The organism is Ferrimonas sp. YIN67, from assembly GCF_057219095.1.
The window spans coordinates 189,072-202,327 of the sequence record NZ_JBXVVJ010000009.1 but is presented as its reverse complement, the minus strand read 5'-3'; the positions used below and the strand labels follow the sequence as shown (position 1 = coordinate 202,327).

14 protein-coding genes are annotated in these 13,256 nt (G+C 60.7%); 6 read left to right on the top strand and 8 right to left on the bottom strand.

The annotated features are described in order from the left end of the window. The first annotated feature begins 4 nt into the window (after positions 1-4). Both hslO and AC2D8U_RS17785 read left to right on the top strand, forming a co-directional pair. Complete coding sequence (hslO, locus tag AC2D8U_RS17790) at positions 5-871, top strand: Hsp33 family molecular chaperone HslO (protein WP_484620442.1); 867 nt, start codon at positions 5-7, stop codon at positions 869-871. A 164-nt stretch (positions 872-1,035) separates the two neighbouring features. After that, positions 1,036-2,565 carry a phosphoenolpyruvate carboxykinase gene (locus AC2D8U_RS17785; protein WP_484620416.1) on the top strand — a complete coding sequence of 510 codons (1,530 nt, stop codon included), beginning with the start codon at positions 1,036-1,038 and terminating at the stop codon, positions 2,563-2,565. A 98-nt stretch (positions 2,566-2,663) separates the two neighbouring features. On the opposite strand, the gene envZ is transcribed toward AC2D8U_RS17785, so the two are convergent. The 3 genes from envZ to greB form a co-directional block, all read right to left on the bottom strand. After that, positions 2,664-3,977 carry a two-component system sensor histidine kinase EnvZ gene (gene envZ / locus AC2D8U_RS17780; RefSeq protein WP_484620415.1) on the bottom strand — a complete coding sequence of 438 codons (1,314 nt, stop codon included), beginning with the start codon at positions 3,975-3,977 and terminating at the stop codon, positions 2,664-2,666. Between the two features lie 14 nt (positions 3,978-3,991). Next, entirely contained in the window at positions 3,992-4,714 is a 723-nt protein-coding gene (gene ompR / locus AC2D8U_RS17775; protein WP_484620414.1) for an osmolarity response regulator transcription factor OmpR, read from the bottom strand. A 103-nt stretch (positions 4,715-4,817) separates the two neighbouring features. Next, positions 4,818-5,300 carry a transcription elongation factor GreB gene (greB, locus tag AC2D8U_RS17770; RefSeq protein ID WP_484620413.1) on the bottom strand — a complete coding sequence of 161 codons (483 nt, stop codon included), beginning with the start codon at positions 5,298-5,300 and terminating at the stop codon, positions 4,818-4,820. Between the two features lie 83 nt (positions 5,301-5,383). On the opposite strand from greB, the gene AC2D8U_RS17765 reads away from it, so the two are divergent. After that, positions 5,384-7,741 (top strand): Tex family protein, encoded by a 2,358-nt coding sequence (locus AC2D8U_RS17765; RefSeq protein ID WP_484620412.1) that lies wholly within the window; start codon positions 5,384-5,386, stop codon positions 7,739-7,741. An 84-nt stretch (positions 7,742-7,825) separates the two neighbouring features. On the opposite strand, the gene AC2D8U_RS17760 is transcribed toward AC2D8U_RS17765, so the two are convergent. Then, a complete protein-coding gene (locus AC2D8U_RS17760; protein ID WP_484620411.1) occupies positions 7,826-8,005 on the bottom strand; it encodes a hypothetical protein in 180 nt (59 codons plus the stop codon). A 10-nt stretch (positions 8,006-8,015) separates the two neighbouring features. Beyond that, on the bottom strand, positions 8,016-8,756 hold the full coding sequence (locus AC2D8U_RS17755) for a hypothetical protein (protein ID WP_484620410.1): 741 nt from the start codon (positions 8,754-8,756) through the stop codon (positions 8,016-8,018). Positions 8,757-9,054: 298 nt separating this feature from the next. Between AC2D8U_RS17755 and AC2D8U_RS17750 the strand changes: the two genes are divergently transcribed. Further along, positions 9,055-9,999, top strand: coding sequence for a LysR family transcriptional regulator (locus AC2D8U_RS17750; RefSeq protein WP_484620409.1), 945 nt, complete (start codon positions 9,055-9,057; stop codon positions 9,997-9,999). Between the two features lie 137 nt (positions 10,000-10,136). Then, positions 10,137-10,718 carry an outer membrane beta-barrel protein gene (locus tag AC2D8U_RS17745; RefSeq protein WP_484620408.1) on the top strand — a complete coding sequence of 194 codons (582 nt, stop codon included), beginning with the start codon at positions 10,137-10,139 and terminating at the stop codon, positions 10,716-10,718. Here AC2D8U_RS17745 and AC2D8U_RS17740 read toward each other — a convergent pair. From AC2D8U_RS17740 to bioH, 3 genes are all read right to left on the bottom strand, one after another. Next, positions 10,715-11,119 (bottom strand): DUF4149 domain-containing protein, encoded by a 405-nt coding sequence (locus tag AC2D8U_RS17740; RefSeq protein WP_484620407.1) that lies wholly within the window; start codon positions 11,117-11,119, stop codon positions 10,715-10,717. The two genes, AC2D8U_RS17745 and AC2D8U_RS17740, sit on opposite strands and share 4 nt — an antisense overlap. Positions 11,120-11,233: 114 nt before the next feature. Further along, the gene (locus AC2D8U_RS17735; protein WP_484620406.1) at positions 11,234-11,686 is read right to left on the bottom strand and encodes a hypothetical protein; all 453 of its coding nucleotides are present in this window, start codon (positions 11,684-11,686) and stop codon (positions 11,234-11,236) included. 31 nt (positions 11,687-11,717) lie between these two features. Continuing rightward, entirely contained in the window at positions 11,718-12,533 is an 816-nt protein-coding gene (gene bioH, locus AC2D8U_RS17730) for a pimeloyl-ACP methyl ester esterase BioH (RefSeq protein ID WP_484620405.1), read from the bottom strand. Between bioH and AC2D8U_RS17725 the strand changes: the two genes are divergently transcribed. Further along, the gene (locus AC2D8U_RS17725) at positions 12,532-13,251 is read left to right on the top strand and encodes a ComF family protein (protein ID WP_484620404.1); all 720 of its coding nucleotides are present in this window, start codon (positions 12,532-12,534) and stop codon (positions 13,249-13,251) included. The genes bioH and AC2D8U_RS17725 overlap by 2 nt on opposite strands. Positions 13,252-13,256: the final 5 nt, after the last annotated feature.

The window sequence follows — 13,256 nt, the reverse complement described above, 5'->3', positions numbered from 1 at the left end:
GATGATGACTCAATCCGACAAGTTATACCGCTACCTGTTCGACAAGGCCGATGTCCGCGGCGAACTGGTACAACTGAAAGACAGCTACCAGCAGGTCCTGGCGGCCACCGATTACCCGGTGGCGGTACAGCGCCTGCTGGGAGAAACCCTGGCGGCGACCGCCATGCTGACCGCCACCCTAAAATTTGAAGGTGAGATCGCCGTTCAGATCCAGGGCGATGGCCCGCTCCAGTTGCTGGTGATCAATGGTACCCATGACAACGTACTGCGCGGTGTTGCCCGCTTCCAAGGCGATGTGCCCCAAGGCGATCTGCAGAGCCAGATCGGCAAAGGTCACCTGGTGATCACCATCACTCCAACCAACGGAGAGCGCTACCAGGGCATTGTCGCCCTGGACAAGCCAAGCCTGGCCGCCAACATCGAGCAGTACTTTGCCCAGTCTGAGCAGCTCAACACCCGCCTGTGGCTTCATGCCGACGGTCAACATGCCGGCGGCATGCTGCTGCAGGAACTGCCCGCCAGCAACGTCGAAACCGACGTGGAATTCGAACACTTGGAGGCCCTGACCGATACCATCAAGGCCGAAGAGCTGTTCAGTCTGGAGGGCCAGGACGTGCTGTACCGCCTCTATCACGAGGAATCCGTACAGCTGTTCGAGCCTTCTGACGTCACCTTCCGCTGCGGCTGTTCCCGTGAGCGCAGCCTGTCCGCCCTGACCACAGTGGCCCAGACCGAGCTGGATGCGATCCTCGCCGAGCAGGGTCACATCGAGATGCACTGCGATTACTGCAACAGCCATTACCGTTTCGATGCGGTGGATGTGGCGGCCGCAAAACAAGGTGCCGCCACCGGCGACAGTACTCAGCACTGACATCCACTTTCTGCCCCCTTTAATAAAGCTGCCTTATGGCAGCTTTTTTATTTTTCATGTGAGCCGCATCACAACTACCCACAAATATGCCGGGTGCGATACACTGTCTGCGCCTAAGAGCCAGGAAATGGCCACCACTTATTACAAGGATTGAGGAGAGAATCATGGCAGTGATCCGCAAGGATTTGTGCGGTGCCGAACTGATCGCTGAAGCGATCCGCCGTAACGAGGGCCAACTGGCCGACAATGGGGCACTGGTGGTGGAAACCGGAGTCAGAACCGGCCGCTCACCCAAAGATCGTTTTATTGTTCAGGAGGCCGGCAGTGCCGCCGAGATCGACTGGGGTCAGGTCAATCGCCCCTTCGACCCAGGACAGTTTGACGCCCTGTGGCAACGGGTCGAAGATCATCTCAACGCCCGCGATCATTTTCTCTCTCATCTGGAAGTGGGTGCCGATCCCGAGCACTACCTGCCCATCATAGTGCGCACCGAAACCGCCTGGCACCAGCTCTTTGCCCGCAACCTCTTTATCATCCCCGAGCAGTGGAACTGCGGCGATAAACCCGCCTGGCAGATCCTCAATGCACCGGGCTTTGTCTGTCAGCCCGAGCGGGATGGTACGCACTCCGACGGGGCCGTGATCATCAACTTTGCTGAGCGCAAAGTGCTGCTGGCCGGCATGCGCTACGCCGGCGAAATGAAAAAATCCATGTTCTCGGTACAGAACTTCCTGCTCCCCGCCAAGGGCGTGCTGCCGATGCACTGCTCTGCCAATGTCGGCGAAGGGGGCGACACCACCCTGTTCTTTGGCCTATCCGGTACGGGCAAGACGACCCTGTCCGCCGATCCCAAGCGGGCGCTGATCGGCGATGATGAGCACGGCTGGGCCCCGGGTGGCGTCTTCAACATCGAAGGCGGCTGCTATGCCAAGTGCATCGATCTGTCCCGCAAGAATGAGCCGGTGATCTGGGACGCCATCCGCTTCGGCACGGTACTGGAAAACGTGGTCCTGGATAACAGTGCAACACCGGACTACGCCGACAGTCGCCTGACCCAAAACAGCCGGGCGGCCTACCCGCTGGAGCACATCGAGCGCAGGATCCCCGCCAACCGGGGTGCCGAGCCCCATGCCGTGGTGTTCCTCACCTGCGATGTTTCCGGGGTATTGCCGCCTGTGGCAAAGCTGTCCAAGGAAGCGGCGGCCTACCACTTCCTCTCCGGCTACACCGCCAAGGTCGGCAGTACAGAGATAGGGGCCAGCAAAGCGATCGAATCCACCTTCTCCACCTGTTTTGGCGCCCCCTTCTTCCCACGCCCTGCCGGCATCTATGCCGAACTGCTGATGAAGCGGATCGAACAGTTTGGCAGCCAGGTCTACCTGGTGAATACCGGCTGGACCGGTGGTCCTTATGGCGAAGGGCAGCGTTTCGATATCCCGACGACCCGGGCCATCATCGATGCCATCGTCTCCGGGGAGCTGGACACCATCGAGACTCAGCACCTGGACGGCCTGAACCTGGAGGTGCCTGTCGCCATCAGCGGCGTCGAGACGGCCCTGCTGACGCCACGCCAGACCTGGCAGGACCCAGCCAAGTACGATGAGTTTGCCGCCAAGCTGATCGCCGAATTCAATGCCAACTTCGACCGTTACGAGGTCGCCGACAGCATTATCCAGGCTGGCCCTAAAGTCTGATCCCCTCAAATGGCAACGCCACCCCAATGGAGTGGCGTTGCCGTCTCAGATCCTCAAGATTGAATGCCATAAACGGAAAACTGGGCGATTTGCTAACACTAGTGCCCGGACTCGATCTCCGCTCCCTTGGGCAATCGCACCTTGATCTCCAGTCCGCCTTCACGCCGATTCGCCACATGGATCTCCCCACCGTGACGCTCAATGATCCGCTTGACGATCGCCAGGCCAAGACCTGAGCCAGCACCACCCCGGGCCTGATCCCCCTGCTCGAAGGGCTCAAACATTCGTCGCAACCGCTTCAGCGGGATCCCAGCACCATTGTCCTCGATCTTAAACCAGACCCACTGAGACTCCTCACCACTGCTGATGCGGATCCAGTCCTTGCCGTAACGCCGGGCATTCTCCACGAGGTTATTGATCACCCGCTTGATTGCCACCGGCTGAATCCGCACCGGCACCACCTGCCCCAGCACCAGCTCCAACTCACCGGCGCGCACCTCCTCCAGATGCGCCACTTCGGTAAGCAGTTCGTTGACGTTCAAGGCAATCACAGGCTCCGCCTCGTGGCCCCGAATAAAGGCGATAAACTGATCGATGATGGCATTCATATCGTCGATGTCATGCTCAATCCCCTCCTTGAGGAAGCCATCCTGCTCACTCATCATCTCGGCCGACAAACGGATCCGGGTCAGGGGGGTGCGCAGATCGTGGGAGACCCCGGCCAGCAACAGGTTGCGGTCCGACTCCAGCGCCACCATCGACTTGGACATCTGGTTAAACGCCTTGGTGACCTCCACCACTTCGGCACTGCCCTGCAGCGGCAACGGCTGAGGGAAATGCCCCCGTGACACCGTCAGAGCCGCCCGTTGCAACCGTCGTAAAGGGCGACTCTGCATGCGGGCAAACCACCAACCACCGAGCACCGACAGCACACCGATGGCAAACAGGTAGATCACCAGAGGATTGTTTACGAAGGAGTTATCAAAACTGGACAGAGAGACCCGGATCCAGGCCTCAGGCGCCTGGGGGGGGCTGATCCAAACCCGGAACTTCTCCCCGGTGGAGAGCTTAACCATCGAAGGGCCACCCAGATACTCGCTCATCTGATCCGACAGCAGACGGTAGTGTCGTGCTTCTGGCAACCCCGCCGTCAAAGCCTCCTCGGCAGTGAACACCTCCATATAGGGATCACTCTCCAGCTTGGCCTTCAATGCATCGAGGGGCGTCAGATGCTCAATATCCAGGCGCAACTCATGAAACACCAGATCCACCTGGCGCGCCAGCAACTGCACCATCTGCTGGGTCGACGGCTTCACCACATAGGCCAGCACCGACAAATAGGAGACCAGCTGGTTGATCACCAGCAGCGAGCCGATCAGCAACACGGTCTGGCCGAAGTTGCTGCGTGGCATCAGGCTCCAGCGCACTAGTGAGCAATCCCGTCCGGCACGAACACATAGCCCAGACCCCACACGGTCTGGATATAGCGTGGATTAGAGGGATCCACTTCGATCAGGCGACGCAGACGGGACACCTGCACATCGATGGAACGCTCCAGGGCACTGTAATCCCGCCCCCTGGCCTGGTTCATCAACTTATCTCGGCTCATGGGCTCCCTGGGGTGGGTCACCAGCACCTTGAGGACGGCAAACTCACCGGAGGTCAGGGAGATGGACTCCTCACCCTTCAACATCTCACGGGTTGCCAGATTGAGTTTGTGCTCGCCGAATTCGACGATCTCCTCGGTCTGGGAGGGCGCACCGGGCACTTCGGACGGGCGACGACGCAACACCGCCCGGATCCGGGCCAACAGCTCGCGAGGATTGAACGGCTTGGGCAGGTAATCATCCGCCCCCATCTCCAGACCAATGATCCGATCCACCTCGTCTCCCTTGGCGGTCAGCATCACGATGGGGATCGGGTTCTCCTTCTCGCGCAGACGACGACAGATGGACAGGCCATCCTCACCGGGCAGCATCAGATCCAGCACCAAGAGGTGAAAATTCTCCCGCTCCAGGTGACGATCCATCTGCTCGGCATTGGCGGCACTGCGCACCTGAAAGCCCTGCTCCACCAGATAGCGCTCCAACAAACCGCGCAAACGAATATCATCGTCGACAACCAAAACCTTTGTGGTTTCCTGTTCCATACTCTTATCCCCAAACTTTCAGCTTGTTAGCCAATCTGTTTGCATTGTAAGCCAGGCACGAGCCTTGTCACGGAGCGCTTCGTTGCAAGGTGTTTCTCCACCACTAGCCGAAGGGCTTGTAGCTGATCCGATTGACGTACCACACCTTCTCACCCGCGGGAGTGCGTACCACCACCTCGTCATCCACCTCCTTGCCGAGCATGGCCCGGGCCAGGGGCGAGTCGATGCTGATCTTGCCTTTGGCCACCTCGAACTCATCGGGCCCCACCAATTGGTAGTGTTGCACCTCGCCGTCCTCGGACTCCAGCTCCAACCAGGCCCCGAAGAAGGCCTTGCCTTCCTGGCGCGGATCCGGCTCGACCACCCGCAGCACCTCCATCCGTTTGGAGAGGAAACGGACCCGGCGATCGATCTCCCGCAACCGCTTCTTGCCATAGATATACTCGGCATTCTCGCTACGGTCCCCCAGTGCGGCGGCTTCCGACACCGCCTGGGTCACCCTGGGGCGCTCATCCTTCCACAGAAATTTCAATTCCGCTTCCAGCGCATTCCAGCCGTCTTTGGTAATTAAATTAGCCTTTTTCATTGCTCTAAAACCTAAAAAGCACCTGTGCTAAGGTGTCCATCATTTTCCGTTTGTATCCCGTCAAGGCGAACTTAAGCAAGTCTATGGAATCGATCTCTCATACTATTGCCCAGGAATTGGGCGTTCGCCCGCAGCAAGTTACGGCTGCGGTCACTTTGCTGGACGAAGGCTCAACCGTTCCCTTCATCGCCCGTTACCGCAAAGAGGTTACCGGCATGCTGGACGATACCCAGCTGCGTACCCTGGAAAGCCGCCTGGGCTACCTGAGGGAGCTGGAGGATCGCCGCAGCAGCATCCTGACCAGCATCGAGCAGCAGGGCAAGCTCAGCGACGAGCTGAAAGCCAAGATCCTCCGTGTCGCCACCAAGACCGAACTGGAAGATCTCTACCTGCCCTACAAGCCCAAACGTCGCACCAAGGGGCAGATCGCCATTGAGGCGGGACTGGAGCCCTTGGCCGACCGACTGTTGGCCAATCCCGAATTGCTGCCGGAAGACGAAGCCGAGGGCTTCTTCAACGCCGAGGCGGGCTTTGCCGACAGCAAGGCAACCCTGGATGGGGCCCGCGCCATCCTGATGGAGCGCTTTGCCGAGGATGCCGCGGTACTCAACCACGTGCGCTCCCATATGAAACAGCACGCCCAGCTCAAAGCTGGCGTGGTGCCCGGTGCCGAAACCACCGGCGCCAAGTTCTCCGACTACTTCGAGCATAACGAACCCTGGTCCAAGGCGCCCTCTCACCGGGTCCTGGCCATGCTGCGCGGCCGCAACGAAGGGGTGCTCAGCCTGAGCCTGGACGCCGATCCGGATCGCGAAGCCGGCGATCGCTCCTCCATCTGTGAAACCCTGATCGCCCAGCAGGTGGGGATCGAAAACCAGGGCCGTGCCGGCGACAAGTGGTTGCAGCAGGTGTGTCAGTGGACCTGGCGGGTGAAGCTGTCCCTGGCCATGGAAACCGAGCTGATTGGCGATCTGCGCGAGCGCGCCGAGGCCGATGCCATCAAGGTGTTCGCCGAGAACCTCTCCGATCTGCTGATGGCCGCCCCGGCGGGCATGCGCCCCACCCTGGCGCTGGATCCGGGCCTGCGTACCGGCACCAAGGTCGCGGTGATCGACGCCACCGGCAAACTGGTGGCGACCGACACCGTCTACCCCCATGCCCCACAAAACCAGTGGGACCGCACCCTGGCAACACTGGCTAAGCTGATCCAGGCCCACGATGTGGAGCTGATCGCCGTGGGCAACGGCACCGCCAGCCGGGAGACCGACAAGCTGGCTGGTGAGCTGATCAAGGCTTTAGGCAAACCCGGCCTCACCAAGGTGATGGTCTCCGAAGCAGGGGCCTCCGTCTATTCCGCCTCCGAGCTGGCAGCGCAGGAGTTCCCGGATCTGGACGTGTCCATTCGCGGCGCCGTCTCCATCGGCCGTCGACTGCAGGATCCCATGGCCGAGCTGGTGAAGATCGATCCCAAATCCATCGGGGTTGGTCAGTACCAGCACGACGTCAGTCAGACGCAACTGGCCCGCTCCCTGGATACCGTGGTCGAAGACTGTGTGAACGGCGTCGGGGTGGATCTCAACCTGGCCTCCGCACCTCTGCTGACCCGGGTCGCCGGCCTGACCCGTACCCTGGCCCAGAACATCGTCAACTTCCGTGACGCCGAGGGCCGCTTCACCAACCGCAAGCAGCTGCTCAAGGTAGCCCGGCTTGGTCCCAAGGCGTTCGAACAGTGCGCTGGCTTCCTGCGCATTCGCCAGGGCGATAATCCGCTGGATGGCTCCGGGGTGCACCCGGAAGCCTACCCTGTGGTGGAGAAGATCAGCCAGCACACCGGCGTCCCCGTCTCCGAACTGATCGGCAACAGTGGCGTGCTCAAGTCCATCGATGCCAAACAGTTCACCGACGAACGCTTCGGCCTGCCGACGATCAACGATATCCTCAAGGAGCTGGACAAGCCGGGCCGGGATCCCAGGGGTCAGTTCGAGACCGCCCAGTTCGCCGAGGGCGTGGAGAAGATCACCGATCTGGAGCCGGACATGGTGCTGGAAGGGGTGATCACTAACGTCACCCACTTCGGAGCCTTCGTGGATATCGGCGTCAAGCAGGACGGCCTGGTCCATATCAGCGCCCTGTCCAACAAGTTCGTCGAAGATCCCCGCTCCGTGGTCAAGGCGGGCGACGTGGTCAAGGTGAAAGTGATGGAGGTGGACGTACCGCGCAAGCGCATCGGCCTCTCCATGCGCCTGACCGACAAGGCCAGCGAGCTGGCCGAACAGAAATCGGCGCCTCGCGGGGAGCGCAAAGGCGGTGAACGCCGCGAGTTCCGTGGCGAGCGACCACAGCGCAACGAGCGTGGCGGCCAACGCAATACCAGCGGTGCCGCCGGTGGGCTGGGTGGCGCCTTTGCCGATGCCTTCGCCAATGCCAAGAAGCGGCGTTAACCCAGCTTTGGGAACCTGAAACACCAAAGCCGCCCGGGCTTCATAAGCCGGGCGGCTTTTTCTTGGACTTTACCGCGGCAAGCCCTATTGCCAGTTCTCCTCATCCCACTGGCCCTGATCCCACACCAGGGGCTCACCCTGAGCCGGCGGCAGTTCGATGGGGTGCTGTGGCTGCACGCCCTGATCCGGGGACGTCTCACGGTCACTGCCGCAGGCCGCCAGGGCAAACAGGACACTGAACAGGCACCAACGCAGGTTCTCCATCGCCCTCACCTCACTGCGCCACAATGGCCGAGTGGAAGTAGACCTGGTAGCCCGCCAGCAGGGCGTCATAGATCGCCTCCGGGGTGGGCAGATCCGCCGGGCTCAGCTCATACTGACCGGAGCCGTCCCGGGGTAACAGGGCATGACCCAGTTCGAAGCGCACGGCATTACTCAGCAACAGACCATCATCCTCAGGGTTTCGCACCGTAAAGTTGGCCTGGGTATAGAAGATCGCCTTAACCACGTCCCCCTCACTCCAGTCGTAGTCGATGCGAAAGGCGTTATCGAGCCGTGCCGGATGATCACAGAAGTTCAGATCCCGGCTGTAGCGTGCCAGATCGCTGGTGATCAGATCCGGCTGCGCCCCCCGGGAGGCCATGGGCTGATCCGGCACCCAGAGTTGCAGACGCTTTACCTGCCCCTGCTCATCCATCAGGGTAAAGGCCCCCAGGGTAAAGGGCAGGCCACCATAGTGCTGTGTATTACCGATCCAATGACCCGGATTACAAAGATACTGGGGACGGTCGTCCTGCCCCTGCAGTGCCTCCACCGCTTCCTGTAATTCGGCCACGTACGCACTCAAGGTCGTCAACTCTTGCTGCTGGGCCTCTCCCTGAGAAGTCAGGTAGGCAAAATTTTCATTCACCTGAGACGCTCGAGCGGCCTGTCCGGCCTCAAAGGTGTGGGGGATCTGAGCCAGGGCAAGGGGACTGGCGAGCAGGCTCGCCAGCAGGCAAAAAGTGGGTTTCATTGGGCTTACTCCAGCTGCATGTCATCGTTCGGCATCACCCCGTCCGGGGCTAACGGGGCTGAAAATTAACAGTTCCCGCACCCGGTCGCGAATCGAAATTGTATCCTCCGTCGTTACAATGCCCGCCTCACTGCCGCCCAAGGCCAGGGATTGGGGTACCTCCCGATCGGGAGCCGATAGACGGAGGCCATCCGGGTCCCGCCCCCACGAGAGAGGATCCCGGAACAGACAACTGGTCAGGATTGAGCCCTAGCCTTTACAATGGTCCCAAGGTCAACCCCATTCTCAAGGCAGGGCTGTGGCAAAAGATCGTTTCGCCAATCTGGATTTAAATCTGCTGCGCACCTTTCAGATCCTGGTCCAGGAAGGGAATATGCGCCGCGCCGCCGCCAGGCTGCACGTCAGTCAACCTGCGGTCAGCCATGCTCTGCAGCGATTGCGCCACCATTTTGATGATGAGCTCCTGATCAAGACTCAAAGCGGCATGACCCCAACTCCCTATGCCAGCGCCCTGGCAACACAGCTCGAGCCTGTGCTCAACGCCCTTTCCGAGGCGGTCAATCACCAGGAGTCCTTCTGTCCGGCGCAACTCAAAGGAAAGTTCCGCGTCGCCCTCTCCCCCCAGATGGCCCCCTATTTCGGCGAGCCTCTCTATCGGGCATTCAGCGCACAGGCGCCCAATGCCGATCTTGAGCTGTTTGACTGGTCACGCCATACGCCGGTCGATCTGCTTAATGGCGAGATCCAGGTGGGGATCAACTACCGGGTACCCAATCTTTCCAAGGCCCTGATCGCCCAGCCCCTACTGGATGACTGGGGCCATCTCGTCGTCCGCACCCAGCACCCCTTTCGCGGCTCCAAGATCACGCCTGAGCAACTGGCCCAGTATGAACTGGCCTGCCAGGTCAACCCCGGCCTGACGGATCACGTCACCCAGATAGAGAAGATCATGCGGCTCCATGGCCAGTCCGTTAGCGTTCGCTTCCGTACCACCTCACTCAAGGCGATCTTCGACACGATTCATCAGCATAACCTGATCTTTCCCTGCAGCAGTCTGGTCCTTCCCCTGGACGATCCCCGGTACCGCACCATCGCCTTCGATGTCGCCGCCGAGCATCGCCGCTTCCCTCTGCTCGCCTACTATCACAGGGGCCATACGAACAACGACGCCAACCTTTGGCTGATCCAGTTGCTGACCGAGATCATCCGCCAGCAAAGTCCCTCACCGCCCACCCCTGATTAATTTCTCTTATCAGCGAATTCAACAGAGCGAATTAGCCACACCCGTCGACGATATGTAGGCTGCGCCCTCCTCTTGTCCGATGGACGACGCCCCTGCTCCGTTGACTCTCCCACTCAGAATACCGCTTAGGAGATCCCATGCGACTGCTGACTTCGCTACTGCTTTGCCTGCTCACCGCCCCCCTTGCCGCCGAATCCTTTTCCCAGGGCAAATCCATTGGGTTTCAATTGGGCCAGGCCCGCTACCAGACCGATGGCCTGTATGACGATCTCCACTATGACAAGGAGAAACTGGCCTGGGGGGCCTGGTTCGCTATTCCCATGGTGGATTGGGCTGATCTGGAGATCCATTACCACTACCTGGGGCGTTACGAGATCGGTAACTCCGGCCTGGAGTACTGGCGTGATACCTTCCACGGCGTGACCGGCGTTTTTAAAGCCCACACCCAACTCGGTTCCCGGCTCCAGATCTACGCCCGAGGAGGCGCCGGAGTCTTATTGATGGAGCAGAAATTCCGACTGTTCGACGGAAGCAAGATGCACAAGAGCTACAGTGGCGGAACCACATTGCAGCTGGGGGTTGGCGCGGCATTTGCCCTGAATCAACGACTGAGGTTGACCGCCGACTATGACACTCACCTGTTTGCCATGGACAGCGGTCTGAGTACCCACCTCCAGTCTCTCACTGGGCCCCGGTTAGGGCTTAGCTACCGCTTCTAACCGACAAAGCCATAGCCAAGGAAGGCAAAGGCCAGCAGCTGGCCACTGTTGAGCACCACCGCCAGCCGATGCAGCCAGATAAAACGTTGTGAGTGTCCTATCCTGCAAGCCCAACACGTCGCCGGCATGAGCCACAGCGCCGACAGCAAATACCCCATCAGGCAGATCGTCAAGATCGACACCTCCCAGGCCGTCCCCACCAGCCAGCGCAACAGCAAGGCGATGGCACACAATGCCGCCAGGTAGATATAGAACCAGGGAAAGAACCCGTGAAGGAAGTCGGTGGCCGTCGCCCGCTCAAAGCGAGAAAACAGTAGAGGGGCAAACAGCAGCTGGAAAGTCAGCATGCCGCCGAGCAGAGTGGCCAGCAATAGGGCATAGAGGGTTTGCAGCAGGGTCATCGGCGCTCCTGCACTGATCTCCTGCTCTTGAGTGTAGCCGCCTCAGGGGGAGTCGCGGTTCAGATAGTTCGACATTCAGGCCATAAGCCCCGCTTCAGCGCCAATAGCCCACCCTTAGGTCGAAACATGGAACAGGGCCGAGACTTTGGGCTCCGCCACGTTTTGATAGAAGCGCTCGACGATCCCGGCAAAGCGGGCATAGCCTTCCGGGTCCAGCTCCACCGCCGGATGGTAGGGAAACGCTGGCTCACTGGCATGCCGGGCCGGGCCGAGCCGCTCCATCACTGGGCGGGCCTGGGCCAGCAGCGCCTTGAGGCTCTCACGCTCCGCTGCCGCCTCCTCGTGAGACGCCTCCTCCTGATCTTGCTGTTGTCGCCCTTGCCTGCGTTTTCCCGGGATGGTTAACGCCTCATCGTGTTCCGGATCCAGCCCACGCTCGGCCGCCCCCTTTTCCAGCGCTTCGGGCCGGGCAATGGGCGGACGCACCTGGGCTTCCCTCGCCGCCTGCTCCGTTGCCGGGTTGCTGGTGGCGATGGGGACTTGGGGAAAGTGGGATACCAGGAACACACGCCCTCCTCATCGACGCAGGCCTTCCTGTTTAATTTACCACCAATTTCCGCTCTGTGTAGAAATCAACCAGTAATTGAAAGGTTTCATCCGGATGAGAGACAAAAGGTGCATGGGATGCCTTACCTATGATCCGGCTAACCGAGTCGGGAGCCAGGGCATCCACCTGAGGGATCCCCCGAGCAGGTACCAGAGCATCGAGACGACCATAGAGACGCAACCAGGGGCAGGACAAGTGGGCCAGCTCCGGGCGCAGATCAGCCTCGGCCAGGATCGTCAGGCCACCGGCCAGGGCCTGGGCCGTGGCCCTGGGTTTGCTCATCACCGCTCTTTTCAGCTGGCGTACATCATCCCGAGCCGTGGGCGATCCCATCGCCTGAAGGGCAAAAAAACCGGCCAGGGTTTTATCCAGATCTTCCTCAAGTTGCTGAGAGAAGCGCACCAAAACCTCGGGCTGGATCCCGGGCCACTCTCCCTGGGCGGCGAATCGGGGGGCACTGGCGAGGGTGATCAGGGAGCCGACTCGCTTGGGCTCACTCAGCGCCATCTGACTGATCACCAGCCCCCCAAGGGACCAGCCCAGCAGGTGACAGGCCCCCTCTGGCAGGGCCTGCCACAGGGTCTCGGCCAATCTGGGAAGACTGTCAGGCTGAGCAATGGGCGGCGACTCCCCAAATCCCGGCAGATCGACACACCCGACACGAAACCCCAAGGATGCCAGGCGGGGAGCCAGCCCCTGCCATACCGCCCCATTCATCCCCCAGCCATGCACCAGCAACAAGGGGGGACCTGAGCCCTGCCATTGAATGTGTACAGGGACGTCGTGGGATCCTAGGGTAAGACTCATGAACATAAACTCCGTATGGCAGTGGCTGGGCGGCAGTGTACCCAACCGTTGCCAGCTATGTCAGCAGACCATTGAGCAGGGGCGGGGTCTCTGTGCCCACTGCCTGGCAGACGCCGAGCCCGGCCCCCTGTGCCTGGGGTGCACCTCGCCCCTAGTCAGCACCCCACCTTACCTGTGCGGCCGCTGTCAGCGGCGCCGGCGCTGGCGCCCCACGGTATGTGCCTTTCCCTATCATAACCCTGTGGGCTACCTGGCTGGCGCCATCAAGATCCAACAACAGCTCTCCCTGATAGAGCCTCTCTGTGATGCCCTGATCTGTCGGTTGGACGCTCTATGGCAAGCCGGCGCCCTGGAACCTGTCGACGCCCTGGTGCCTATCCCCATGCACCCCAGCCGTCTGCCGGTTCGCGGCTTTAACCACTCATTGCTGATCGCAGACCAACTGGGCAGGCGGCTGAATTTGCCGGTACTCGAGAATCTGGTGATCAAATGCCAGGCCACCACACCGCAACACGATCTTCAGGGAAAGAACCGGCGGCGGGATCTCACGGCGGCCTTCGAGGCCCCGCTCCCGACGCGACGTTGGCGGCGTCTGGCCCTGGTGGACGATGTGATCACCACGGGGGCGACCATGACCGCCGTCACCCGCACCCTGGGACGCCAGGGACACGGCATCGGCCAGTACTGGGCCCTGGCCAGCGCCCTGTCACGCTCGTAAAAAGT

Coding starts and splice junctions, on each gene's coding strand:
- hslO (WP_484620442.1), top strand. CDS start 5: ATGACTCAATCCGACAAGTTATACCGCTACCTGTTCGACAAGGCCGAT.
- AC2D8U_RS17785 (WP_484620416.1), top strand. CDS start 1,036: ATGGCAGTGATCCGCAAGGATTTGTGCGGTGCCGAACTGATCGCTGAA.
- envZ (WP_484620415.1), bottom strand. CDS start 3,977: ATGCCACGCAGCAACTTCGGCCAGACCGTGTTGCTGATCGGCTCGCTG.
- ompR (WP_484620414.1), bottom strand. CDS start 4,714: ATGGAACAGGAAACCACAAAGGTTTTGGTTGTCGACGATGATATTCGT.
- greB (WP_484620413.1), bottom strand. CDS start 5,300: ATGAAAAAGGCTAATTTAATTACCAAAGACGGCTGGAATGCGCTGGAA.
- AC2D8U_RS17765 (WP_484620412.1), top strand. CDS start 5,384: ATGGAATCGATCTCTCATACTATTGCCCAGGAATTGGGCGTTCGCCCG.
- AC2D8U_RS17760 (WP_484620411.1), bottom strand. CDS start 8,005: ATGGAGAACCTGCGTTGGTGCCTGTTCAGTGTCCTGTTTGCCCTGGCG.
- AC2D8U_RS17755 (WP_484620410.1), bottom strand. CDS start 8,756: ATGAAACCCACTTTTTGCCTGCTGGCGAGCCTGCTCGCCAGTCCCCTT.
- AC2D8U_RS17745 (WP_484620408.1), top strand. CDS start 10,137: ATGCGACTGCTGACTTCGCTACTGCTTTGCCTGCTCACCGCCCCCCTT.
- AC2D8U_RS17740 (WP_484620407.1), bottom strand. CDS start 11,119: ATGACCCTGCTGCAAACCCTCTATGCCCTATTGCTGGCCACTCTGCTC.
- AC2D8U_RS17725 (WP_484620404.1), top strand. CDS start 12,532: ATGAACATAAACTCCGTATGGCAGTGGCTGGGCGGCAGTGTACCCAAC.
- bioH (WP_484620405.1), bottom strand. CDS start 12,533: ATGAGTCTTACCCTAGGATCCCACGACGTCCCTGTACACATTCAATGG.